Source organism: Chryseobacterium sp. Leaf405 (assembly GCF_001425355.1).
Lineage (GTDB): Bacteria > Bacteroidota > Bacteroidia > Flavobacteriales > Weeksellaceae > Chryseobacterium.
The window spans coordinates 1-25,552 of record NZ_LMQN01000001.1; the positions used below are offsets into that span (position 1 = coordinate 1).

Below are 25,552 nucleotides of genomic sequence, written 5' to 3' on the forward strand. Positions count from 1 at the left end.
GAATAGGGTAAAGATGGCAGGAAATCGGTTTCATTTATAGCTTCATCTATAGTTTTTAAGTATCTGGAAGCATAAACATAAACATCCTTATACATTTTTTGAGCCTGCTCCTTTTTCTTAATCCATCTGGATTTTAAAAATAGCGAGTGCGAAAAGCCGGATAAAGCTCCTAAAAAACATAAAAAAGGATAAACGAAAATTCATTTATCCTTTTTTATAATGGTCGAGAGAAAAATATTATCCTCCGAATTTTTCTGCATAATCTTGCTGAGAAGCTTTGATCACAATTTTAGCGTGTTCTGCTCCGTAAACTTCCTGGATTCTGCATTTTGCAGGCTCATCCGGTAAGTTTTTATACGTTAAGAAATAGTGCATTAATCGTTTCACTTCTGCTTCCGGCAATTCTGAAATATCTCTGAAATGTCCGAATGCGTGGTCGTCTACCATTACAGCAACAATTTTATCATCTGCCTCGCCTCCGTCGATCATTTTGAAACCACCGATTGGAATAGCCTGCATCAATAAACCACCTGAATGGATATTGTGAGAACTCAACACACAGATGTCAAGAGGATCATGATCTCCCATGGTAACGTCTGTAGCACCTCTTTCGATCGCCAAATTCATTACCGCCTCATTACAGTACGTTCTAGGAACGAAACCGTATAATGCAGGAATGATGTTTGAGAATTTTTGAGGTCTGTCAACTTTCAAATATCCTGTTTCTTTATCTATTTCGTATTTAATGGTATCTGAAGGAACGATTTCAACGAAAACGTTTACAACATCTGGCGCATTTTCTCCTACAGAAATCCCGTGCCATGGATGCGCTTTAAAATTTGGAATCATTATTTAAATTTTTATTTTTAGTTTAAGTTATTATTAAAATTTCTCTTCTTAAATTTTCTATCGTTGCAGAAATATAATCTTCACTTTCCATATAATTCATGATGAAAATTGTTTTGAATTCATCAAGGCTGGCGTTTCCTTTTACACCATCGTATGTTTTGTGAAGCAAATCAATTACTGCATTTTTAGAATCAACAATATCTTTCCAGGAGTTTTTTGTAATATATAATTGCTGAGAAGAATTATAATCAAATTCTTCATTGATAGATTTCTCTGTAAGAAAGATAAACTCATGAACTGCCAATCCTTTATCAAACTTCTGAATTAAATTAGAAGGCTTGAGCCGATCCATAAATAACGTCATTCTTTCATAAGACTGAGACTTGTTTTCAGAATTGGATTTCACCGAAAGCAATCTGATTTCCTGTTCTTTAAGTCGTATATAATTAAACACAAACTGTCTTAGCAAAACCAAAAACGGGATTGCAATAATCAATGCAAATGCATAGGGCAAATATTCTGAAAAACCTGTCATAATTTAAGGCTACAAAATTAGTGATATTTTCTGAATTTATCGTTGAAAAACATTGGTTTGTGCAACAAGGGGGAAGACCACATTTTTTTATAAAATTTTCTTTAGGATCTGACTCTCAAAAAAGCTGTAATCTTGAAGTTCTGCACCAAAACTTTTAAAGAAAACTTCAATGCCACGGATATTGCTTCCCATGAAATCGAAGGTTTTTTCATGAATATATAAATTGAGGATTTTATCAATTAGAAATGACGGTCCGTTTTCATTTTTATACCTTTCATCATTGATTAAAGCCAATAATGAAAGTTGAGTTTCCTCTGAGATTAATACCGCAATATTAATCAGTTTATCATCCAGATAAGCCGCACAAAGTTTTAGAGAATTCATTTCATTAAGAAAACTTAGATATTCTTTAAATTTATTAACATCCTTCTGTTTGGTAAGTCCTTTAAAGTTATTTTCTATAAATGAAATATGTTCTGCATTCAATTCAATTTCTTTATAGAATAGATGCTGCGCCCATTTTGCAGTAGATTTTCTTCCTTTAAAATACTTTTTTCTTCGTAAAACGTCATAATCAGAAATTGGAATCTTATAATTTTTCCGCTGTTCTAAAGCAGACGAAAATGAATTATACTGATTAAAAGAATAGTAAAATATTTTATAATTTTTTCTAAGCGCTTTTAAAAACTGATCATTAATTTCACGATTATCTTTTGATGAAAAAACACCCAACTGCTGGCAAAAAAGTGGCATAATGACAAATCTTAATCCTAATTTCTTCATCAGCGGAACTGGTAAAACGGCTTCATAATCTTGATATATCAAAACTTCCCAATTTTCTGAAAGTTCATCCAAGACCTCTTTTTTTGCATACCAATTTTTCTGTTCAGAATTCTCTAAACACTGAGTATATTTTTTAAAATCAATGGATTCGTATTTCAATCTTCTAATCATAATAACCCTTCGTCTGCGAAACTGAAATATGAATTCTGCGTAATAATTAAGTGATCCAGCAGCTGGATACTTAACATATTTCCTGCCTCTTTTATTTTTTTTGTAATATCAATGTCTTCCTTGCTCGGTTTCAGATTTCCGGAAGGATGGTTGTGTGAAATAATAATTCCTGTAGAAAAATGATCTAATGCTGTTTTAAATAAAATTCTGACATCCACAATTGATTGATTAATCCCGCCCTGGGTTAACTGTGCAATATGAATAACCTTATTGCTCTGATTCAGAAAAATTGCCCAAAATTCTTCTGTTCTCAGATCTGACAAATGATTTTTTAATACCAAATATGCATCATTACTTTTCGAAACAACGGGTTTTTCCGGAATTTCCTGACTCGATCTTCTTCTGCCTATTTCCAGAGCCGTTGCGATAGAAATCGCTTTTACTTCACCAACTCCTTTGAATTTCATGAGATCTTTAACGGAAAGTAAGCTAAGTTGATTCCAGTTATTATTTACTGAATCTAAAATTCTTCTCGCCAATTCCACTGCAGTTTCTTCTCTGTTTCCGCTACCCATAATAATTGCTAACAGTTCAGAATCCGATAATGAATTTTTACCTTTCAGTAAAAACTTTTCACGGGGTCTGTCGTCTTCAGCAAGGAATTTTATGGACATCTTTTGTATAAATAATTAATTAAAAACCTTTTGCTTTTGGAGTAATCGTAAAACTAGCCGTACCGCCACCCATCTGAACAGGCATATTTCTTTCAGCGGAAATCAGGCTTTTTGTCTTAGCATCAAAGATATATTTCCCTTCGATATCAGTATCTTTCATGATAGCTCCACCCTCCATTTTCGAATTCAGGGCAACCTCAATCTTATTATCCTTAGTACCTTTATAAGTAAAACTACTCGAAACAGGCATAATAGATTTTGTAAGAGGGTTTGAGGTATCCTCCTTCCATGTAAATCCCGTTTCAATCGCTTCATGTGGAAAAACCACCGGAATGATATTGTACTGATCTGCATTTAAATCTCCGGAAATCTCTTTCGTAAATTTCTGCTTTTCAAGGATTTTCCCGTATTTATCAATTTTAAATGTAAACGGATTATTGATTAACGGTTTAAATTCGTCTCCAAACTCTTCATCTGAATTAGTATTTTCTCGTGAATCAAAATGAATTTCTTCACCAAACATCTTTTGGTTGTAAGTCATTCTCATGATCTCCCCTGTCACATAATAATTTGAATCTTTATCTACAGAATCTATGATATATTTAACTTCCGTAGCGTCATTCATTCCGCCGTTATTATTTCCCGTTGTAGAAGTGGAATAAATTAAAGTCTGTTCAAAACCTTTTTGAAGGTTAAGTGATAAATTTTCTTTCTGAACTTCCTTTTTTTCGCACGATACAATGGTGAATAAAGCCGAAGCAATGATAATAATATTTTTCATGTAATAGTTTTAATAAAAAGCGTATAAAATAATTGTCTTTTTTGATGGATCGATATATTTCGCCGTTTCCACGAATGCATTTTTCGAAAGCATCGGACAGCCAAAACTTAGACAAGCAGGATATGCAGATTCTTTGTCAGGAATGCAATAATAAGAATGAAGAACAATTGCTCTTGCCCTTGAATTGCTGTTTGAGGCATCCAAGCCGTCTAAACGATACGCTTTCCCAAACTTTCCATTGTAACTTTCTCTGATTTCGTATTTTCCTAATGACGACTGATGAGAACCATCAACATTACTAAACTGTAAAGCATCAGAGTTTTTAACAACAGAACCTTCACCGTGAGCAACGACCGCTTTTTGCAAGATCTTGTCATTTTTAAGATCATAAACAAAATATCTGTACTTTCCGGAATGAACTTTAAAATTGATGAAAACAGCCAGATCCTGATTGTAATTTTTCCCTTTAATATAATTCTTGATCTCTAAAATTTTAGATTTAGGTAAATCATCAACAAAATTAGTCGCCTGAGATTCAATTTTTGAACAGGAAATAAAAAAGAGGAATAAAAAAAGAACGTTTTTCATCATGTGTTGGACAGTTTTATTCGATAATCATTCCGTCTTTCATGACTAATTTCCGGTCGGTGATTTCTGCAAGATTCGGGTTGTGTGTCACAATCACAAAAGTCTGGTTGTATTTATCTCTTAAATCAAAAAATAATCGGTGCAAATCATCGGCATTTTTAGAATCTAGGTTTCCTGTCGGTTCGTCTGCAAAAATAATTTTCGGAGAGTTGATTAAAGCTCTTGCTACCGCTACCCTTTGTGCTTCACCACCTGATAACTGGTTGGGTTTGTGATGTAATCTCTGTTCGATTTTTAAATCTTCAAACAAAGCATACGCTTTTTCTAAAGATTCTTTTTCGTTTGCCCCTCCTATTTTTGTTGGCAGCAACACATTTTCCAACGCCGTAAATTCCGGTAGCAACTGGTGAAACTGAAATACAAAACCAATATTCTGGTTTCTGAATTTAGAAAGCTGCTTATCATTCATATTAATAAATGATTCGCCGGCAATGGAGATCTCAGTATTGTATTTACTGGAAGTCGTTGGCTGATCCAACGTTCCTAAAATCTGCAGCAGAGTAGATTTACCGGCGCCCGATTCTCCGACGATAGAAACAACCTCTCCAGTTTTTATGTGAATATCAACCCCTTTTAATACTTCTAAATTCCCGTAAGATTTACGGATATTTCTTGCTTTAATCATGATTCAAAAATAGCAACATATTGTTGTATTTACAACTTATTGTAGTAATAATATGATATTTTAGATTTGAAAACAGGTATTACTTATTTTCTGGGAAGTTAATTACACCCCAGCAAAGGGTTTTCCGGAAGCTCCGAAAGCTTGTTGCACCCTAGTACCAGCTTTCCAGGAATGTCCGAAAGTTAAAATCACCCCTGCGACAGACTTTCGGAGAGTTCCGAAAGGTTCCTGCACCCTGAACAAAGTTTTCCGGAACTTTCGGGGAATAATTTTCAATAGATATTAATAAACCCGTTTATATTGTGACAAACTTTGATAGTGAATTCGTCTGGTCGAGTGTTTTTTCGTAACAAAGTGGAGTATCTCGAAAATAGATTTTATCACCAAAATTATAAACTTTTCGATACTATTTTTTCAAAAATCTACTCAAAGTGACGAAAATGAAAAAAAATGCAAAACGGGTTATAAGAAATAAAAAACACCTCCCAAAATTGAGAGGTGTTTGTATTTTTAAAAAACTTAGAAAATTACAGTAACAATGTTAATGGGCTTTCTAAATATGTTTTTAAAGTCTGTAAGAACTGAGCACCCGTAGCACCGTCTACCACTCTGTGGTCACAAGCTAATGAAAGCTTCATGATATTACCCACTACGATCTGACCGTTTTTCACAATCGGTTTCTCGATAATTGCTCCTACTGAAAGGATTGCGGAGTTTGGTTGGTTGATGATACTTGTAAATGTTTCGATTCCAAACATCCCTAAGTTTGAGATAGAGAATGTAGAACCTTCCATTTCGTTTGCTTTAAGACCTTTAGATTTTGCTCTTCCTGCCATATCTTTTACAGCAGCAGAAATCTGAGTATAACTCATCTGATCTGTATTTTTAAGAACAGGAACTACCAATCCGTCAGGAATTGCAACCGCTACCCCAACATTAATGTTTCCTCTGTGAATGATCTGATCACCTGCCCAGCTAGAATTTACCTGCGGGTGTTTTTTTAAAGCAATCGCAGTCGCTTTAATGATCATATCGTTGAAAGAAATTTTAGTATCAGGTAAAGAATTGATTTCTTTTCTTGCATCAATTGCCTTATCCATATTGATTTCTACCATCAGGTAGTAGTGAGGTGCAGAGAATTTACTTTCAGCAAGACGTTTCGCAATGATATTTCTTACCTGAGAATTCGGAGTTTCTGTATCTTCACCCTGTACGAAGCTTAATGCAACTTGTGCAGCAGCAGGACTTGCAGCCGGAGCTGAAGCAGTCTCTTTCGCAGATGGCTGATAATTTTCAACATCTTTTTTAACGATTCTTCCGTTTTCACCAGAACCCTGTACACTGTGAATATCAACACCTTTTTCCTGAGCGATTTTCTTCGCTAGCGGAGAAATTGCCACTCTGTCTGTAGATGAAGAACTTGAAGTTTGCGCAACCGATTTCTCTTCTGTCTTGGCTTCAGGTTTTTGTTCAGCAGGTTTTTCTGATAACGAACTAGCCGCTTTCGTAGCACCAACTGCGGAAACGTCTGTTCCTTCAGGTCCGATAATTGCCAATACGGTATCAACCGGAGCAGCACCACCTTCTTCAACACCTTGCTTCAATAGAATACCATTGAATTCAGATTCAAAATCCTGAACGGCTTTATCTGTTTCAATCTCAGCAAGAAGATCACCTTCTTTTACAGTATCACCTACATTTTTGTGCCACTTAGCAACCTTTCCTTCCGTCATTGTATCAGAAAGTCTTGGCATTGTGATTACTTCTACTCCTGCCGGAACTTCCGCAGTAGTCTGTTCAACACTTGTAGATTCGTTTTCAGTTTTAGACTCTTCTTCAGATTTTTTCTCTTCAGAATCACCTGCAGCCGGAGCAGCAGCTCCACCCGTTAATCCTGAAATATCTTCTCCTTCGTTTCCGATAATCGCCAAAACTAAATCTACCGCAGCAGCTGAACCTTCTTCAACGCCAATGTATAAAAGAGTTCCTTCAACTTCAGATTCAAAATCCTGAACGGCTTTATCAGTTTCGATTTCAGCTAAAATATCTCCTTCTTTTACTTTATCTCCTACTTTTTTATGCCATTTTGCCACTTTACCTTCCGTCATTGTATCGGAAAGACGTGGCATTGTAATAACTTCTGCCATAATTTATATTGATTTGAGATTCGAGATTCGAGATTTGAGATTAGGGAAACTCAAATTCAAATATCAAATTAATTATTATTTTTTAGTTTTCTAATTTATCTAAGAATGGATAGTTTTCCTGAGAATATACATATTCATATACTTTCTCTGCATCAGGATACGGAGAGTTTTCCATGAACTCGATACACTCTTCAACAAAATCTCTTGATTTATTGTCTGTAGCTTCCAATTCTTCTTCAGTAGCCCAATTATTAGCCAAAATTCTTGCTTTGATTAATTCAATAGGGTCGTCGTTTTTGTGGATAGCTACTTCTTCTTTAGATCTGTAAGGCTCAGCATCAGACATAGAGTGACCTCTGAAACGGTACGTTCTAGCCTCGATGAAAGTTGGCCCGTCTCCTCTTCTTGCTCTTTCGATCGCTTCATAAGCAGCTTCAGCCACTTTTTCAGGATCCATTGCATCTACTGCAAGGCAAGGCATTTCGTATCCTAAACCTAATTTATAAATATCTTCGTGGTTTGCAGTTCTCTTCACAGAAGTTCCCATTGCATACTGATTGTTTTCCACAACGAAAATCACCGGTAGCTTCCAGTTCATCGCCATGTTAAACGTTTCATGTAATGAGCCCTGTCTAGCTGCTCCATCTCCGAAAAAGCAGATATTTACCGCTTTTCTGTCAAAAAATTTATCTGCGAAAGCAATACCAGCCCCCAAAGGAATTTGTCCTCCAACAATACCGTGACCTCCATAGAATCTGTGTTCTTTGCTGAAAATGTGCATAGATCCACCCATACCTCCTGACGTACCTGTAGCTTTACCACAAAGTTCTGCCATGATTCTTTTAGGATCTACCCCCATCGCCATCGGATGGATGTGACATCTATAAGCAGTGATCATGCTATCTTTAGTTAAATCCATTGCATGCGTGAAACCGGCAGGAATCGCCTCCTGACCATTATACAAATGTAAAAAACCTCTGATTTTTTGTTTTAGATAAAGAGAACGGCATTTGTCTTCAAACCTTCTCCACATTGTCATATCTTCATACCATTTCAGGTATACCTCTTTAGAAAATTCTTTCATGTGTTGAGCTCTTGCTTATTTATTATGAAATAGTTGAGCAAAATTATAAAAAAAACTTCGTTTTTATTGTATACATACCAATTGTTTTTTTGGTTATAGTCTTATATTTACATTATCAAACTTAAATATGGAAGAAAAACAGCCTTCGTTAATACATAATATATCAAAAGTAATCTCTAATTTTTTCAACCCGCTTGTTTCATTATTACTGTTTTACATTTATTTAAGCATCCGTCAGTATTCTTTTAAAGACTCTCTTTCGTATTTTCTTCCGATATTATTGATGATTATGATTCCCGTAATAGTATGGCTGATCTGGAACGTAAAAACAGGCAGATATACGAATATGGATGTTTCCAATCGTATGCAGAGAAAGTCTTTATATATCTTTATCGGTGTATGTGTTGTTTCTTATCTTGGCTTTAATTATTTTAAGAATGGGATTATCGATTTTGTCATGCTGTTCATTTTAATACTGCTTTTCGCAATGCAGATTAGTAATTTTTATATTAAAAGTTCGATGCATACTTCTTTCAATATATTTGTGGCAGCACTTTTTTTTAATTTAAGTACAGGCATGGGAATCATATGGTTAGGAATTGCCACGTTGGTAGGAATTACAAGAGTTATTCTAAAAAGACATACCTTAATGGAAGTTCTGATGGGCGCCGGAATTGCTTTTATGGTATCTTTTATCTACCTTTATTGCAATATACAGTTTCAACAGTAAGAATTTAATATGAAAATAAATCACCTAACGCCAGCCGAAGAAAACCTCATGCGATTATTCTGGAAGTTGGATTCCTTTTATCTAAAGGATGTTATGGAACAGCATCCCGAGCCGAAACCCCATCAGAATACCGTTTCTACTTATTTAAAAATATTGGTTGAAAAAGGATATTTATCTACTGTAAAAGAAGGAAGAATCTTTAAATATACCATTTTAGTTCCCCTCGTAGAATATAGAAAATTTCTTTTAAAAGAACTTTCTGTTCACTTCTTTAACGATTCAGGAAAGGAAATTTTAGAACTTTTGTTAAGCGAAAATATGGTTTCTCAGGATGATTTCAATAATTCGGATTTGGAAATTGATATAAAACCTGTCAAGACAAAAGAACCAAAGTTTGAATATGCCAATGAAGTCTTAAAACCTAAGAAAGACAAAAAGAAGGAAAAAGATAAGAAAAAGAAGAAGAAAAAGAGTGATGATTAGTTAGTTGCTTTTAAACTATAGTTGCTGGAAATAATAAATTACAATTATTTTATTCAAAACTAATCAAACTTAAAAATAAGACATAAAAAAAGCGGCTCAAGAGCCGCTTATATTTTTTACCAACGTTTTCCACCGCCGCCGTTTCCGCCACGATCACCGCCACCACGGTTGTTACCGTAGCTACCGCCACCGCCGCTTCTGCTTCCGCCACCGTAACCACCACCGCCGTTTCCGCCGCTGTTACTACCGTATCCGCCGCTGCTTCTACCGCTTCCACCACCGTTGAATGTTCTTCTTGGCTTGTCTTCTTTTGGCTTAGCTTCTGAAACGTTAAGTGTTTTTCCGTTAAATTCTTTCTCGTTAAGAGCATCAATAGCTTGTTGTCCTTCTGCGTCCTCCATTTCGATAAAACCGAAACCTCTTGAACGACCCGTTTCTCTGTCAGTAATAATTTTTACAGAAGAAACTTCTCCAAATTCTGAAAATAAATCTTGCAACTCATAATCTTTAGTTGCGTAGTTGATGTTTGAAACAAAAATGTTCATCTTGATAATAAAATTAAAAAATGTTAAAAATGATTTGGTTTATAAAAGAAAAACAACATAGAGTAATGAACAAATATTGATTCCAGATATAACTGATGCAAGATACAACTATTAATTTCATATCAAAACTTTTTTTACAAAAATTTCAACAATTTTCCATCTTAAATTTAATTATTGTTAAAAAGTATTAATTTTTAACTAAATAATTATAATAAAACATTAAATAATCCACTATATTCGATCTTTTTAATCTATATCACATATGAATTGCCAAAATCAAAGCATCATATATTAAGTAATACCAATAAAATCTTTATAGCGATTGAGAGAATGAATAATTGTCTTTAGATAAGTGAATACAAATACTTGATAAAGCCAGTTTTTAACGTTAAATTTGCAGTACAAAATTTTAGACATGAACTATCATACAAGAAAATGGGTAAAACCGGAAGATTTAAATCCTAACCAATCACTTTTCGGAGGACGACTTTTACAGTGGATCGATGAAGAAGCAGCTTTATACGCTGTTATTCAGCTGGAAAACAAAAAAGTGGTTACCAAGTTTATCTCTGAAATTAATTTTGTAAGTTCCGCTAAACAGGGGGATATTATCGAAATAGGAATTGAAGTAACTAAATTCGGCTCTACTTCGCTTACTTTAGCTTGTCAGGTTCGAAATAAAATGACACATCAGACGATCATTACTGTAGACAGAATTGTAATGGTAAACCTGGATCAGGACGGCAATCCGGCTGCCCACGGAAAAACTCAGGTTGAATTTGTAAAAGACAGATTAAGCAACCAAAATCCTCTATGAAAATCTTTATAAAAAATATGGTCTGCGGCAGATGCATTTCTGCTGTTGAAAATATTTTTACTGATATGAATATTAAGGTTAAAAATATTAACCTTGGCGAAGTTGAAACAGCATCCGAAATTCTGGAAAAAGACTTAGAATCTTTAGAAAAACATTTAGAAGAAACAGGATTTGAAAGAATAAAAGATTCCGTTCATCAACTTACAGAGAAAATTAAAAACTTAATTATTGTAAAAATAAGTGAACTTGATATTGACGATAATTTTCTTTTATCTGAATTTTTAAGTTCACAACTTAACAAAGATTACAGTTCGCTTTCAAAAACTTTTTCTCAAAATGAAAGTATTACATTGGAACAGTTTTTTATTCTTCAAAAAATTGAAAAAGTGAAGGAACTTCTCCTCTATAATGAACTGACTTTAACTGAAATTGCCGGAAAACTGGGATATAAAAGTGTTCAGCACGTATCTTCGCAATTCCGCAACAGCACAGGCTTTACTCCTACCGAATTTAAAAAGCTGAAAGTCCACAATAGGAAGCCGCTGGATCAGGTATAATTGAGTTTAAGCAACTTAACATTTGAAATTTAAACCATTCTTCCACACTTAAATTCTCAACAACAGAATTCTATAAACATTATCCTTAAAACTATAACTCATTTCCATTTGCATTTTGGAAATTTGTACTATCAATTATAAGGATCATGGAAAAACAATATAAAATTCTCGGAATGACTTGCTCTGGCTGTCAGAAAAAAATTTCCGAAAAACTCAATAATATAGAAGGAATTACTGCTAATATTGATCTTGAAAATGCAAAAGCAACCATCATTTCCGATAAAGAATTTGATCTCAATACTTTAAATAAAGCTTTAGAAGAAATTGGAAACTATAAATTAGAAGATTCCAACAATCCTGAAAAATCTTTTATCAAGCCACAAGACAGAATTTCTCCTTCATCGGTTTATTATTGCCCAATGGAATGCGAAGGTGACAAGGTTTATTTTCAACAGGGAAAAAGATGTCCGACCTGCAATATGTTTTTGGTTCCGATTGAGGAAAAATTAGCAAAAGATCCTAATTTCAAACCAACCTATTCTTCCACCAATTTGCCTGAGAATTTCAAAGATAATATCGGAAAATATTACTGTCCGATGTTCTGCGAAGGTGATAAGGTATATGATGAAAAAGCAGATTGCCCTGTTTGTCATATGCATCTGGAAGAAATTACGGAAGATTTGGTTAAAAATACGGAAACACATTCACACAGTCATTCTCATCATCATGAGCACACTTATAAAGCTCCTGAAGTAACTGATGAAATGGCAGGAAAATATTTTTGTCCGATGTTTTGTGAAGGTGACAAAGTGTACGACAGTAATATTGGATGTCCTGTCTGCGGAATGGATTTAGTGAAATATCCTGAGAAAAAAGCTGCACAATACACATGCCCAATGCATCCTGAAATCATTAAACATGAGCCGGGAGATTGCCCCATTTGTGGAATGGATCTGATTATAATACCTGATGAAAACAATGGTGAAGAAGATGAAACGTACAATATTCTGAAAAGAAAATTCATAATTTCCTTAGTGTTTACGGTCCCTGTCTTTATTCTTTCGATGGGTGGAATGTTGATCGATTTTTCAATTCCAAGCAAAATTCAGGGATTTATTGAATTGATTTTAACACTTCCTGTCTTATTTTATTCTGGTTGGTTTTTGATTAAAAGAGGTTGGGTTTCGTTTAAAACATGGAACTTAAATATGTTCAGTTTGATTATTTTAGGAGTAGCGGCAGCATTTATTTTCAGTATTGTTGCTTTAATTTTTCCTGATATTATTCCTCACGAAATTCGTAGTCATCATCATGAAATTCCTTTATATTTTGAAGCGGTCTGTGTGATTTTAACATTGGTAATTTTAGGACAGCTAATGGAAGCCGCTGCCCATAAAAAAACAGGAAATGCCATTAGAGAATTAATGAATCTTTCTCCTGACGAAGCCAATCTCATCATTAATGGTGAAGAAAAAAAAGTTTTGCTTTCGCAAGTTAAAATCGGTGATTTATTAAAGGTAAAACCTGGAGAAAAAATTCCTGTTGACGGGAAAATTACAAAAGGAAATTCGTACGTCGATGAAAGTATGATTACGGGCGAACCGATTCCTGTTGAGAAAAATAGTAATGATAAAGTGTCTTCGGGAACTATTAATGGAAATCAGGTTTTCATCATGAAGGCTGAAAAAGTAGGCGATAAAACATTACTTTCTCAAATTATCAGAATGGTAAATGAAGCGAGCCGAAGCAAAGCGCCCATTCAGAAACTGACGGATAAAGTGGCAAAAGTTTTCGTCCCTACAGTTATTTTGATTGCTGTTTTAACCTTTATTATTTGGCAGTTTTTCGGTCCGGAAGGGAAGAAAACATTGTTTGCTTTTGTGAATGCAGTTGCTGTTTTAATTGTTGCTTGTCCGTGTGCTTTAGGTCTGGCAACACCAATGTCTTTAATGGTCGGAATCGGAAAGGGCGCAAAAAATGGAATTTTAATAAAAAATGCAGAAGCTCTTGAGCAAATGAATAAAGTTAATGTTTTAATTACCGATAAAACAGGAACTTTAACCGAAGGAAAACCATCTGTAGAACATATTGAAACGATTAATAATGATGAAAATTTAATCCTGAAATTAGCCTATTCATTGAATCAAAATTCTGAACATCCTTTATCAAATGCCGTAATTAAAAAAGCAAAAGATGAAAATTTAACTTCTGAAAAAGTCAATAATTTTGAAAATATTTCAGGAAAAGGTGTAAAAGGAAATATTAATGGAAAAACAGTTTATGTAGGAAACGAAAGTCTATTAACATCAAATCAAATTATAATCCCAAAAAACCTTAAGCAAAAGGCATTGGAAATTCAAGCGAAAGCGCACACCATTTCTTATATTGCTCAGGAAAATGAAGTATTGGGATTTATTAGTTTTACCGACAAAATTAAAGAAAGTTCTAAAAAAGCAGTTCAGCAATTATTTAGTGAAGGCATTGATGTTATCATGATGACGGGTGATAACGAACATACTGCAAAAGCTGTTGCTGATGAATTAGGAATCAAAAATTTCAGAGCCAATTGTCAACCTGAAGATAAATTAAATGAAGTAAAAAAACTTCAGCAAGAAGGGAAAATTGTTGCGATGACAGGTGACGGAATCAATGATTCTCCAGCTTTAGCCCAAGCCAATATCGGGATTGCGATGGGAACGGGAACCGATATTGCCATCGAAAGTGCAGAAATTACTTTGTTAAAAGGCGATCTTCTCGGAGTTGCCAAAGCCAAATTGTTAAGTGAAAAACTGGTAAAAAATATTAAAGAAAATCTCTTCTTTGCTTTTATTTATAATGTTTTGGGAGTTCCTATTGCGGCAGGATTGTTGTATCCTTTTTTTGGAATTCTCTTGTCTCCGATGATTGCAGCAGCAGCGATGAGCTTCAGTTCTTTATCGGTGATTTTGAATTCATTGAGGCTAAATTCTGTTGATCTAAACAAAAAATAATATGAAAAAAGAAAATCTTTACATCGGCTGCTCGGGGTTCTATAATAATGATTGGAAAGGGTCATTGTATCCCGAAGATGCAAAAAGTAAAGATTTTCTTTCGTTATATTCTCATCAATTCAATTGTGTTGAGATCAATTCTACATTTTACAGAAAACCAACGGCAAAAACTCTTTTAAAATGGTTTGATGAAACTCCGGAAGATTTTAGATTTTTCATTAAAATTCCCAAAACAATTTCTCATGAAAAACGATTGAAAGATTGTAAAAATGAAATTTCAGACTTCTGCAATCATATTAAAACCAATTTAGGCAAAAAACTTTCAGGATTTCTTTATCAGTTTCCGCCCTCATTTAAAAATAACAAGGAAAATATTGATTTAATTCTTAAAAACATCGATTTCAATTTTTCAAATGTTATAGAATTCCGTCATGAATCTTGGTGGCAAAATGAAATTTTTGACATTTTGAAAGAAAATAATGTCATTTTTTCAGGTGTCAGTTTTCCGGGAAATCTGCCGGAAGACATCATCATGAATCATTCTGAGATTTTATATTACAGACTTCACGGAAAACCTATCCTTTACAAATCGGAATACAGCGAAGAATTTCTCAATAATCTAGCTGAAAAAATAAAGAATAATCAACATAAAAGTTTTATCTTTTTCAATAATACCTGGGGAATTGCAGCTATTAAAAATTCACTGTATTTGAAGAATATTTTAGAATAAAACCTGCTGAAAATTAAATTATTAAAATAAACTTAAAAAGTAAAATTTCAGATTAAATCGGCATATTTTTTGTTAAGAATAATTTAGAAAAATTAACAATTTTTAACAATTTAAATTCCATTTAATTTTATGAAAAAAACTTTTGCGGAAAAGTCTAGAAACAGGACTTTTCTAGGGATGTTTGCAGTAATGAGTGCAACTTCGATTTTATCTAACAGCTGTAATGTGAAAAGCGAAAAAATTGATTCTGAAAAGGTCATTTTGAAAGATCCTCCCGTCGCAAAAGTAGTTCCAAAAATTGATGATGAAAATGTTGATTCCGACAAAAGAGTAATTTATCTGACATTCGATGACGGACCCAACCGCGGAACCGAAAATCTCCTGAAAATTCTTCACAAAAGGAATGTATGTGCAACCGCTTTCTTAGTCGGAAAACATGCTTCTGGAAGCACAAAACAAAAAGATGATCTTGAACTTTTGAGAAAAGATGTATTGGTAGAACTTGCCAATCACAGTTACACGCACGCTCATAATAAATACTCAGATTTTTATAAAAATCCACAAGTGGTTGTTCAGGATTTTAATGCCGCCAAAGACAGTTTACAATTGAAAGATTACATCGCAAGAACACCGGGAAGAAATATCTGGCGACTGAACAATATTACCAATACCGATATTAAAAGTTCTTCTGCCGCTGCAGATCAACTGAAAAAAGCAGGTTATAAAGTTATTGGTTGGGATCTTGAATGGAAACCGACCAATAAAATGGCGTTAAAAGGCAATCACGAAATGATGCTGAAAAGAATCGACAGTATATTCTTTAATGATCTGGAAAAAACTTCGAGACACTTGGTTTTTCTTACGCATGATCAGTATTTAAGCGATACAGATTCTGTAAATGAACTGGATTTATTTATTGAAAAACTACAGAAAACCAACCGGTTTGTTTTTAGAAAAATCTCGGAATATCCGAAGATTAATGAGGTTTTAAATTAATGATTAAAAAAAGTCTGGTTGTATCATAACAATCAGGCTTTTTTCATTGGTCTAAACTTGTTATGTAATACAAAATATCAAATTCATTAGTTTTTTGCCTTTAAAATTCAGAAATTTGCAATTATGAGCTTACAAGAAAATTACAAAAATATAAAAAATCAACTTCCAGAAAATGTACAGTTGGTTGCTGTTTCAAAAACACATCCTACAGAAGCGATACAGGAAGTTTATGATTTCGGACAAAAAGTGTTTGGAGAAAATAAAGTTCAGGAATTATTAGAAAAGCAGCCTATTCTACCAAAAGATATTCAATGGCACCTGATAGGTCATTTACAGACTAATAAAGTAAAATATATTGCTGAATTTATCGATACCATTCAAAGTGTAGATTCTGAAAAATTATTATTAGAAATCAATAAAGAATCAGGAAAACATCATCGCAAAATCAAAGTTTTGCTTCAGATAAAAATTGCTGAAGAAGACAGTAAATTCGGATTGGAGATTGATGAAGCAAAAGATTTGTTTCAAAAATATATTAACGTAGAATTCCCTAATGTTGAAATTACAGGCTTGATGGGAATGGCAACTTTTACTGATAACAAAACTCAGGTTCGTAATGAATTTTTAAAGCTGAAAACCATTTTTGATGAATTAAATCAACTAAAATCGTTAGAAACATTATCCATGGGAATGAGTGATGATTTCCCGATTGCAATAGAATGTGGAGCCAACTCTGTGAGAGTAGGTTCTGCGATTTTCGGCAGTAGAAATTACATATAATAAATGATTTAGGTATAGTTTTTGCTAATAATCAATCAAAAAAATCTAAATTTGCAACTATGCAAAAAATCCTTATTGTAGAAGACGAAAAAGCAATTTCCGGAGTACTTCACAGCATTCTTTCCGATGAACTTCCTGATTATGAATTCTTTATCGCAGAAGATGGACTTGAAGGCTATAAATATGTAGAAAAAGAAGATTTCGCATTGATTATTTCTGATATCAAAATGCCAAAACTTTCAGGAACCGAACTTTTAAAACAAAGTTTGACATTAAAACCTGAATCTACATTCATCATGATCTCAGGACACGCAGATATTGATTCTGCCGTATCTTGTCTAAGGGAAGGTGCATACGACTTCATTTCTAAGCCAATTGACATCAACAGATTGATTACGAGTGTGAAAAATGCTTTGGCAAAAGAAACTTTGAAAAAAGAAAATAAAAATCTTCAGACAGAAAATAAAACTTTAAAGCGAAAAGTTAACAAAAAGTACCAAATGATCGGTGAATCAGAAGGCTTGCAGAAAATTCAGAATATGATCGAAAAGGTCGCTGTTTCTGATGCAAGAGTTTTGATTACTGGTCCGAATGGAGCCGGAAAAGAATTGGTAGCTCATGCCATTCACAATCAAAGTGAAAGAGCAAGAGGTCCGATGGTGGAAGTTAACTGTGCTGCTATTCCTTCAGAATTGATTGAATCTGAACTTTTCGGACACGTAAAAGGTTCTTTTACAGGAGCAATTAAAGACAAGCAAGGGAAATTTGAACAAGCGAACGGAGGTACAATTTTCTTAGATGAAATCGGAGATATGAGTCTGATTGCTCAGGCAAAAGTATTGAGAGTACTTCAGGAAAGCAAAGTTTCTCCTGTGGGAAGTGACAAAGAAATTAAGGTAGATGTAAGAGTTCTTGCAGCAACCAACAAAAATATGCAGGTGGAAATTGAGGCTGGAAGATTCAGAGAAGACCTTTATCACAGACTTTCTGTTATCGAAATTTATGTTCCGCCATTGGATGAAAGAAAAGAAGATATCAAACTTTTGGTAGATCATTTTTCAGTTATGATTTCTGATGAGCATGGTACTGCTGTGAAAAAATTTGACGAAAAAGCTATTGAAGCATTGAAAGCACTTTCATGGACAGGAAATATCAGGGAGTTGAGAAATGTTGTGGAGAGATTAATTATTTTAGGAGGAAACACCGTTTCTGCCGAAGATGTTGCAAGTTTTGTAAGGAAATAATGTAATAATTATTTTTAAATATATAAAGATTTGCAGTATGATACTGCAAATCTTTTTTTTTGGATTTTCTTAACTAAGAAAGAAATACTTTAAGCAAATTTGGGTGACAACTACATGAATATAAACTATTATGAACTTTTTAAATAAAAAATATACAAAAGAGTGCCTGACACTCGCTCTTCCTGTGATGTTGACACAGGTTGGGCAGGTTTCAGTGAACTTATTCGATAATATTATTGTAGGAAAATTATTGGGAGCTGATGCTTTGGCTTCCGTTTCGTTGGGAAATGCGGTATTTTTCTCAATGTTTGTTTTGGCATTGGGATTTTCTTTTGCCATTCCGCCTTTGGTTTCAGAAGCTCATTCGAAGGGTGAACATAAAACAATCAACTCCGTTTTCAGTCATGGATTCATCATTAATATGACCGTGGGAATTATTTTAATGGGAGTTCTACTGTTGGGATTACCTCTACTCTATCATTCTGGTCAGCCGGCGAAAATTATTCCGGATACAGTAGACTTTTTAGGAATTATGGCAATCAGTATTGTTCCGTTTATGGCTTTTCAGACGTTGAGAGAAGTTTCTGAAGGTTTATCTTATACCATTGGGGTTACGAAAGCAACGATTATTGCCAATATCATTAATATTGTTTTAAATTATGTCTTTATTAAAGGTCTGTGGATTTTCCCGGAAATGGGTGTAAAAGGTTCTGCATTAGCTAGTTTAATTGCCAGAATCTTTATGGTTGTTTTTCTTTATTTTGTTCTTTTAAAAGAGAAAAAGACAAGACAATATATTAAAGACTTTTCTTTAAAAATTCAGGTTTTCACAAGAGAAATGTTTGAAAAAATGATCCGATTAGGTTTTCCTACGGCGCTACAGATGTTCTTTGAAGTTACTGCTTTTGCAGGTGCCGCTTTCATCTGTGGATTGATTTCGGCTCATGATATTGCTTCTCACCAGATTGCTTTGAGTATGGCTTCATTTACCTTTAATTTATGTATCGGTTTCAGTGTTGCTTCAACAGTGATGATCGGAAGAAAATTGGGCGAACAAAATTTTGTCGAATTAAGAAAAGTCGGCATTAATAATTTGAAAATTGCATTTATTTTCATGTGCATCTGCGGAATTGTTTTTATTTTAGGAAGAAATATTCTGCCGACATTTTTCACTAAAAAAGAAGAAGTTGAAGTTATTATTTTAGCTTCAAAATTAATGATTATTGCTGCTTTATTCCAGTTATCAGACGGAATTCAGGTAACGGCTCTGGGAATGTTGAGAGGCTTGCAGGACGTCAAAATCCCTTCAATTTATACGTTCATTGCATATTGGGTGATTACTATCCCTTTGGGATATTTCCTTTGCGTAACGATGAAAATGGGAGCATTTGGAATGTGGATCGCTCTTGGATTAGGATTAACGATTTCTGCTGTAATGCTTGTCAAACGATTTTTAAATATGTCGGAAAAGAGAGTGAAACAAAATTTTTAATATTGTAAAGCGGTCTTTTGGATCGCTTTTCATACTTATAATCAATAAATTTTAGAATGGAACACAAGCTAAATGAAATTTTTCAATTTCTAAAAGAAAATAGAAAATACAATAAAGAATTACAGGAAAAATATTATTCTTCAATTATTCTTCCTTTTGAAACAAAAGAAGATAAACTTACATCAGCTCTTTACAATATAGCTTCAACACAGAATAAGCCTAAGATTAATGAACTGTCTACTTTCTTCAAGCAAATATTAGGTGATAAAAACTCATTTAGCTCTTTCAATAATTTTGTAGAAAAAATAAATCCAAGTAGCAAAAAAAATTATCAATCTTTATTTGAAGGGATGAGAAGACAAAAAGGATGGGGTGACAAAACATCTGCCTTATTCACAAAAATCATATTTCATTTACATAATAAAGAATATTCTCAAAGACTTTCAATTTGGGATGACGTTCCACAATTTTCATCAGATGACAAATTTTTCTTACCTGTTGATTTTGTTATAATTTCCATATTTAACAGAATTCAAAAGACTAACTGGAATTTTAAAAAAATTAATGATTTATTACATACATATTATACAGGAGATAAAATTGAAATTTGGGATGATCTTTGGTTTTGGGGATTTATAACACAGCACGGATCCGGAATTAATCGTGATTTTAAATGGAATGAAAATAAATATTGGATGATGAAAGAAAGTAATAAAAATGAAAATATTATTTCAGAAATAAAAAGTAAAACAACAATATTTTTAGATCTAATCGATGGTGAATATTTTTGAGATTACTTCGTCGCTTCGCTTTTCGCAATGACCTAATTAATCCTCTTTCCTAAAATCACCAAAGTTCTTTCCACACCGTCCAAAACTGCTACATCAGGTAAAACTCCCCAATCTGTAAAACCAAAATGTCTGAACAATTTCAAACTCGGTTCATTATGTAAAAAGATAAAACCTAATAATGTTTTAACCCCAAATTTTCCTGCATTGTCAATGCAATATTGAAGAACTTTCTTTCCAAAACCTTTTCCACGACAGTTTTCATCCATGTAGATGCTTAATTCAACCGTTGCGTGGTAAGCAGGTCTTCCATAAAACGATGAAAAGCTCACCCAACCAACGATTTCGTTTTCCTGATCTTCAACCATCCAAAGAGGTCTGGTTTCAGAATTATGCTGTTTAAACCACTCCAATTTACTTTCTACAGAAACATTTTCCGTATCCGCAGTTACCATTCTTGAAGGTATAGTAGAATTATAGATTTCTACAATTTTTGGTAAATCTTCTTTATTTGCATTTCTGAACTGTAATTCTTGCATCAGATTAAGACATATTTATGCAAAGATACAGGAAGATTCCTTTATACTGTATTTGAATTATTCCTGATTTTTACTTTCTTTTTTCTCAAACTCTTTTAAAGTTCGGTTAAGACTTTTTACCGTAATTCCCAAATATGCCGCCATATCTTCTTTTGAGATTTCCATTTCTTTTGCTCTCAATTCTAAAAGCTGAGATAATGTATGCTCTGTGGTATGAAGCTGTTGGTAAGATGCCCTGTTTGAAGTGTTGAAAATACGTTCCGCAAAAACATCAAGCAGTAAATTATTTAATGTTAAATCACTTTTAATTAAGGACTGAAAATAAGGAATCGTCATAGAATATGCGCTGACCTCGGTGATGGCTTCTATACTGCAAATACAGGAAACATTTTTAATAACTTCTATTTCACCGATAATTTCTCCTTTCCCAAGAAACTCAACGATGTATTCTTTATCACTTTCTTCCACGAAAAAACATTTTGTAATTCCACTTTTTATCAACATAATTTTAGTGGAAACTTCATTTTGTTTCAGTAGTTTTTCTCCTTTATCAAAGGATTCTAAAATAATGTTATCTTTATGCTCCTGGTTATGATATAACTTTTCTAAATAATCTAAAAATTGCTGATTGGTTCTTAACATAATTTTATTCTGAATAAATATCCGTTCAAAGGATTATTTTATAATACTTTTTGTTGGCAGAAAATTACAAAAACTAACGTGAATATAATATGAATTCTTTTATAACTTCCATTATTTTAAAATACTTAAAATAAGCTTTAATAGTACTTTCCGGAAATAATTAAAAGAAAAAACTCATCCAAAATTTGAATGAGTTTTATTTATTTTAAACTTGATTATATTTTAATATTACCAATCGCTGGCTCTTTTTCTTTTCTCAATAAGATAATCTACAGATATTTTACCGGCTCCAAAAGCAATTAACAAAAGGTACACTGATAAATAGATCATGCTCATTTCTCTTTTTTCAAAAGGATCTGCACCATGTACAACAAATCCTGCAATAATCATTGTGAAGATTAAAAAGCCTAATGCAACTCTTGTAAAAAGTCCGAGAATCAAAAGAATTGAACAAACAAACTCTGCAATAACCGTAAGAACCAATGAAATCATTGGGCCAAGCCCTAAAAAATCAAAGAATTCTATCTTTCCGCCATCCAGAAGCATCTGTAATTTTGGAAATCCGTGAGACAACATGGCAAAACCAATAAATACTCTCACGATCAATAAAACAATATCTTTTAAAACGGTATTTGACTTTGAGTTCGAATAGTTCATCAAGTTGTAATTTTGAATTAAAGATAATGAAAATCTTTTAATACAACGGTTATTACTGAACTTTTAGTCTATCTGTACCCGAAATTTTTCAAATCTCTGTCGTTTTTTCTCCAGTCTTTTTTCACTTTTACAAAAAGATTTAAGTGAATTTTTTTCGTAAAGAATTTTTCAAGATCTAATCTTGCTTCTGTTCCTACTTTTTTAATTGCCTCACCTTTATGACCAATAATGATCCCTTTTTGTGTATCTCTTTCTACATAAATAATAGAATCGATGAAAATTATTCCTTCTTTCTCTTTAAATTGTTCTGTAACAACTTCTACAGAATATGGAATTTCTTTATCATAATTCAGTAAAATTTTCTCACGAATCGCCTCATTAACGAAAAATCTTTCAGGCTTATCTGTATATTGATCTTTATCGTAATATGCCGGACTTTCAGGTAAAAGAGATTTTAATTTAGGTAAAATAATATCCGTATTAAAAGCATTTAACGCCGAAATCGGAAGGATTTCTGCCTTTGGGATTCTTTCGTGCCAAATCTCCACAAATTTTTCTAAACCGGCTTGGTCTGTCTGATCTACTTTGTTTAACAAAAGTAAAACCGGAACAGGAATTTTATTCAATTTATCAATTAAAAATTCTGAAGGTTCAGCCTTATCCGTAACATCTACAATGAAAAGAAAAACGTCGGCATCCTGCAAAGAATCTTTCACAAAATCCATCATTTTTTCCTGTAAACCATATTTGGGATCAAGCACTCCCGGAGTGTCTGAAAATACGATCTGTAAATCTTCTTCATTATAAATTCCGAAAATTCTGTGGCGTGTTGTCTGAGCCTTTTGAGTAACAATTGCCAGCTTCTCCCCCATTAATTGGTTCAATAAGGTAGATTTTCCGGCATTGGGCTTTCCAACTATATTTACAAATCCTGCTTTGTGCATAAAATAATATTAAGAAATGCAAAGTTACTAAAACAAATTTGGTATAGCGGTCAATTCTTAAAATTTTAAAGAAAAAGGAATTCCTATTTGTGAAATATTTTACCTATAATTTAAAAAATTATCTGCTTATTCTGCTTGAATTACCTATATTCTAGAGCGAATAAGTTTCTTTTAATTTTTCAAATTCTTCATAATCATAATGGGGACACGCACCGGATTTTGATGTAATAAATGCACCTAAAGAAACGGCCTGTTTCATAATTTCTTCCGGCGATTCATTCTTAATTCTTTTAGAAACAAATCCAGCAAGAAAAGCATCGCCACTTCCCACGGTATCATCTATTTTAATCGGTAAAGCATTGAATTGATACTGTTTGTTATTAAAAAAATATTCTGCGCCTTCACTTCCTTTGGTTAAAATAATTTCTTTAGTATTAAAATGATTGGCAATAATTAATAATGAGTCTTCTATATTTCTATATTCTTCATCAATGAATGATAAAATTATGTTCATTTCTGCTTGATTCATTTTCACAATATTAGCCTTAAACAAAAGCATTTTAATAAGCTCAGTATCAACAAAAGGAGGTCTGAAATTAACATCAAAAATTTTCAATGGTGCATATTCCAGCAATTGAAGAAGAGTTTCCTTTGTTTTTTCATCTCTGGCAGAAAGACTTCCAAAAACAAAAGCGTCCGCATTTGAAATTAATTCCTTATGTTCAGGAAGCAATTCTATATAATCCCAGGCAACATCCTTTACAATTTCATAATTTGCTTCATTGTGTTCATCAATTTTAGCAATAACAGTACTTGTAGGATTTTTTTCGCCAATCTGAATATAATCTGTGGTAATCCCCCATTGAGAAATCTGTTGGATTAATTTTTTTCCTAAATCATCATTTCCCACCTTACTGAGCATTTTCACATCAATACCCATTTTATGCAAATTGTAAGCTACATTGAAGGGAGCACCTCCAGCTTTGGAACCATTTGGAAATATATCCCACAAAACTTCACCAAAACATACGACATAAGAATTTTCATTCACCATAGGTTAAAAGTTTAATTATATTATTAATTTTTTTACTCTACTGAGCTCCTCTCCATAAACTTAGCATCGAAAGTCACTCTTTTTCCGTTAGGATCATAATTATTTATCTGGCTATCAATAAGTTTTACAGATTCTTTCGCCATATCAATCAAAGGCTGCTGTATAAAGCTAACTTCAGTCGGAAAAAGATGATAGGCTTCTGTTTCATCAAATGCAATCACAGAAAGATCTTCAGGAACTTTAATATTATGATCAATTAAATATCGTAGTCCTGCAATTCCTAATTTATTACTTGAAAAATAAATGGCCGTCTTTTTGGAGAGATCAACATTTTCTTTAAGCTGAGCATGAAGATCTTCTGTAATATTCTGAATTCCAATCAGAAGTCTCTTAGCAGGAATATCAGAAACAGAAATTCTCTTGTCAAAACCATCCTGTCTGTCAAGCAAATGAGGAAGTTTTGTATCGTATCCCACATAAATAATTTCTTCAAAATCTTTATTGACTAAATGGTCACAGATTTGCTCAGAAATCTCAAAATTATTAATCATAACTCCCGGAATATCAACGTTTTTAAGATAACGATCTATCGTTACGAGCGGATATTCTTCACTGATGAATTTATTAATTGCTTCATCTGAATCTAAAACCGGAGCGACAATCATTCCATCAACCTGTTGCTCAGAAAAAAGTTCCATCAGCTTCCTGAATTTTTCCGGCGTCTCATCTGAACTTCCGATTAGTAAAGTATACCCCATTTTCATTGCTTCATCTTCAATATTTCTTGCAATATTTGAATAAAAGTCGTTTGAAATATCAGCGACAATAAGCCCGATCAGCTTACTTTTACTCATTTTAAGACTTTTGGCAATCTTGTTGGGTGTATATTTAACTTCCTTGGCAACTTCTAAAATCTTTTTTTTCGTTGCTTCACTGATGCGGCTTCCCTCTTTTTTATTCATGACATAAGAAACCGTAGCAACGGAAACTCCTGCAATTCTGGCGATATCTTTAATGGAAGCTCTTTTCATAATTAATTCTGAATACAAAAATAGGTCGTAAAATGTGTAAAAAACAATACAGTCATTCTTTTGGTGCTTTCAAAAATTATTGTACTTTCGCCACCTTTTAAAAACCTCAAACACAATTAAATAACCATTTGATAATCATATATTTAAATTCTAAAATAACGGTTTTGATAGTTCCATATTAACTCAGTATGAACAGATTAAGATAATTAAAGTCGTGAATTTGGTTACACGTTTAG

At 33.2% G+C, this 25,552-nt stretch carries 28 protein-coding genes; 11 read left to right on the forward strand and 17 right to left on the reverse strand.

The window, feature by feature from the left end:
• Nucleotides 1-237: 237 nt before the first annotated feature.
• The 10 genes from ASG22_RS00005 to pdhA all read right to left on the reverse strand — a co-directional run bounded on the left by ASG22_RS00005 (nt 238) and on the right by pdhA (nt 8,297).
• Nucleotides 238-849 carry an inorganic pyrophosphatase gene (locus tag ASG22_RS00005; RefSeq protein WP_055978648.1) on the reverse strand — a complete coding sequence of 204 codons (612 nt, stop codon included), beginning with the start codon at nt 847-849 and terminating at the stop codon, nt 238-240.
• Nucleotides 850-871: 22 nt separating this feature from the next.
• Nucleotides 872-1,384, reverse strand: coding sequence for a hypothetical protein (locus ASG22_RS00010; protein ID WP_055978650.1), 513 nt, complete (start codon nt 1,382-1,384; stop codon nt 872-874).
• Between the two features lie 87 nt (nt 1,385-1,471).
• Nucleotides 1,472-2,338: a hypothetical protein gene (locus tag ASG22_RS00015; RefSeq protein WP_055978653.1), complete on the reverse strand. Its 867-nt coding sequence runs from the start codon at nt 2,336-2,338 to the stop codon at nt 1,472-1,474.
• Nucleotides 2,335-3,012: a RadC family protein gene (gene radC, locus ASG22_RS00020; RefSeq protein ID WP_055978656.1), complete on the reverse strand. Its 678-nt coding sequence runs from the start codon at nt 3,010-3,012 to the stop codon at nt 2,335-2,337. Before radC ends, ASG22_RS00015 begins: the two co-directional genes overlap by 4 nt.
• A 19-nt stretch (nt 3,013-3,031) precedes the next feature.
• On the reverse strand, nt 3,032-3,793 hold the full coding sequence (locus ASG22_RS00025) for a DUF6263 family protein (protein ID WP_055978659.1): 762 nt from the start codon (nt 3,791-3,793) through the stop codon (nt 3,032-3,034).
• Between the two features lie 9 nt (nt 3,794-3,802).
• On the reverse strand, nt 3,803-4,384 hold the full coding sequence (locus ASG22_RS00030) for a murein L,D-transpeptidase catalytic domain-containing protein (protein ID WP_055978662.1): 582 nt from the start codon (nt 4,382-4,384) through the stop codon (nt 3,803-3,805).
• A gap of 13 nt (nt 4,385-4,397) precedes the next feature.
• Nucleotides 4,398-5,066, reverse strand: coding sequence for an ABC transporter ATP-binding protein (locus tag ASG22_RS00035; RefSeq protein ID WP_055978664.1), 669 nt, complete (start codon nt 5,064-5,066; stop codon nt 4,398-4,400).
• Between the two features lie 102 nt (nt 5,067-5,168).
• On the reverse strand, nt 5,169-5,300 hold the full coding sequence (locus ASG22_RS21440) for a hypothetical protein (RefSeq protein WP_262483937.1): 132 nt from the start codon (nt 5,298-5,300) through the stop codon (nt 5,169-5,171).
• Between the two features lie 293 nt (nt 5,301-5,593).
• Entirely contained in the window at nt 5,594-7,213 is a 1,620-nt protein-coding gene (locus ASG22_RS00040) for a pyruvate dehydrogenase complex dihydrolipoamide acetyltransferase (protein WP_055978668.1), read from the reverse strand.
• Nucleotides 7,214-7,295: 82 nt separating this feature from the next.
• Nucleotides 7,296-8,297 carry a pyruvate dehydrogenase (acetyl-transferring) E1 component subunit alpha gene (gene pdhA, locus ASG22_RS00045; protein WP_055978673.1) on the reverse strand — a complete coding sequence of 334 codons (1,002 nt, stop codon included), beginning with the start codon at nt 8,295-8,297 and terminating at the stop codon, nt 7,296-7,298.
• 127 nt (nt 8,298-8,424) lie between these two features.
• Between pdhA and ASG22_RS00050 the strand changes: the two genes are divergently transcribed.
• Complete coding sequence (locus ASG22_RS00050; RefSeq protein WP_055978676.1) at nt 8,425-9,027, forward strand: phosphatase PAP2 family protein; 603 nt, start codon at nt 8,425-8,427, stop codon at nt 9,025-9,027.
• A 9-nt stretch (nt 9,028-9,036) separates the two neighbouring features.
• Nucleotides 9,037-9,510 carry a BlaI/MecI/CopY family transcriptional regulator gene (locus ASG22_RS00055; RefSeq protein WP_055978679.1) on the forward strand — a complete coding sequence of 158 codons (474 nt, stop codon included), beginning with the start codon at nt 9,037-9,039 and terminating at the stop codon, nt 9,508-9,510.
• Nucleotides 9,511-9,626: 116 nt separating this feature from the next.
• On the opposite strand, the gene ASG22_RS00060 is transcribed toward ASG22_RS00055, so the two are convergent.
• Nucleotides 9,627-10,055: an RNA recognition motif domain-containing protein gene (locus tag ASG22_RS00060; RefSeq protein ID WP_055978682.1), complete on the reverse strand. Its 429-nt coding sequence runs from the start codon at nt 10,053-10,055 to the stop codon at nt 9,627-9,629.
• Nucleotides 10,056-10,470: 415 nt separating this feature from the next.
• On the opposite strand from ASG22_RS00060, the gene ASG22_RS00065 reads away from it, so the two are divergent.
• The 9 genes from ASG22_RS00065 (at nt 10,471) to ASG22_RS00105 (ending at nt 20,452) form a co-directional block, all read left to right on the forward strand.
• Nucleotides 10,471-10,872, forward strand: coding sequence for an acyl-CoA thioesterase (locus tag ASG22_RS00065; RefSeq protein WP_055978685.1), 402 nt, complete (start codon nt 10,471-10,473; stop codon nt 10,870-10,872).
• The gene (locus ASG22_RS00070) at nt 10,869-11,429 is read left to right on the forward strand and encodes a helix-turn-helix domain-containing protein (protein WP_055978688.1); all 561 of its coding nucleotides are present in this window, start codon (nt 10,869-10,871) and stop codon (nt 11,427-11,429) included. Before ASG22_RS00065 ends, ASG22_RS00070 begins: the two co-directional genes overlap by 4 nt.
• 146 nt (nt 11,430-11,575) lie before the next feature.
• Nucleotides 11,576-14,419, forward strand: coding sequence for a heavy metal translocating P-type ATPase (locus tag ASG22_RS00075; protein ID WP_055978691.1), 2,844 nt, complete (start codon nt 11,576-11,578; stop codon nt 14,417-14,419).
• A gap of 1 nt (nt 14,420) precedes the next feature.
• Nucleotides 14,421-15,149, forward strand: coding sequence for a DUF72 domain-containing protein (locus ASG22_RS00080; RefSeq protein WP_055978695.1), 729 nt, complete (start codon nt 14,421-14,423; stop codon nt 15,147-15,149).
• A 129-nt stretch (nt 15,150-15,278) separates the two neighbouring features.
• Nucleotides 15,279-16,145, forward strand: coding sequence for a polysaccharide deacetylase family protein (locus ASG22_RS00085; RefSeq protein ID WP_055978697.1), 867 nt, complete (start codon nt 15,279-15,281; stop codon nt 16,143-16,145).
• Between the two features lie 123 nt (nt 16,146-16,268).
• Nucleotides 16,269-16,925: a YggS family pyridoxal phosphate-dependent enzyme gene (locus tag ASG22_RS00090; RefSeq protein WP_055978699.1), complete on the forward strand. Its 657-nt coding sequence runs from the start codon at nt 16,269-16,271 to the stop codon at nt 16,923-16,925.
• Nucleotides 16,926-16,984: 59 nt separating this feature from the next.
• A complete protein-coding gene (locus ASG22_RS00095; RefSeq protein WP_055978703.1) occupies nt 16,985-18,169 on the forward strand; it encodes a sigma-54-dependent transcriptional regulator in 1,185 nt (394 codons plus the stop codon).
• A gap of 130 nt (nt 18,170-18,299) precedes the next feature.
• Nucleotides 18,300-19,661, forward strand: a complete 1,362-nt coding sequence (locus ASG22_RS00100; protein WP_055978706.1) for an MATE family efflux transporter — start codon at nt 18,300-18,302, stop codon at nt 19,659-19,661.
• Nucleotides 19,662-19,717: 56 nt separating this feature from the next.
• Complete coding sequence (locus ASG22_RS00105) at nt 19,718-20,452, forward strand: hypothetical protein (protein ID WP_055978709.1); 735 nt, start codon at nt 19,718-19,720, stop codon at nt 20,450-20,452.
• A gap of 32 nt (nt 20,453-20,484) precedes the next feature.
• Here ASG22_RS00105 and ASG22_RS00110 read toward each other — a convergent pair whose 3' ends face one another.
• From ASG22_RS00110 to ASG22_RS00135, 6 genes are all read right to left on the reverse strand, one after another.
• Nucleotides 20,485-20,988 (reverse strand): GNAT family N-acetyltransferase, encoded by a 504-nt coding sequence (locus ASG22_RS00110; protein ID WP_055978712.1) that lies wholly within the window; start codon nt 20,986-20,988, stop codon nt 20,485-20,487.
• Nucleotides 20,989-21,045: 57 nt separating this feature from the next.
• Nucleotides 21,046-21,630, reverse strand: coding sequence for a Crp/Fnr family transcriptional regulator (locus ASG22_RS00115; RefSeq protein WP_055978716.1), 585 nt, complete (start codon nt 21,628-21,630; stop codon nt 21,046-21,048).
• A 228-nt stretch (nt 21,631-21,858) separates the two neighbouring features.
• On the reverse strand, nt 21,859-22,287 hold the full coding sequence (locus tag ASG22_RS00120) for a DoxX family protein (protein WP_055978719.1): 429 nt from the start codon (nt 22,285-22,287) through the stop codon (nt 21,859-21,861).
• Nucleotides 22,288-22,355: 68 nt separating this feature from the next.
• Complete coding sequence (gene era, locus ASG22_RS00125) at nt 22,356-23,231, reverse strand: GTPase Era (protein ID WP_055978722.1); 876 nt, start codon at nt 23,229-23,231, stop codon at nt 22,356-22,358.
• Between the two features lie 151 nt (nt 23,232-23,382).
• Nucleotides 23,383-24,285, reverse strand: a complete 903-nt coding sequence (locus tag ASG22_RS00130) for a carbohydrate kinase family protein (RefSeq protein WP_055978725.1) — start codon at nt 24,283-24,285, stop codon at nt 23,383-23,385.
• Between the two features lie 32 nt (nt 24,286-24,317).
• Nucleotides 24,318-25,316 carry a LacI family DNA-binding transcriptional regulator gene (locus ASG22_RS00135; RefSeq protein ID WP_055978728.1) on the reverse strand — a complete coding sequence of 333 codons (999 nt, stop codon included), beginning with the start codon at nt 25,314-25,316 and terminating at the stop codon, nt 24,318-24,320.
• Between the last annotated feature and the right edge of the window lie 236 nt (nt 25,317-25,552).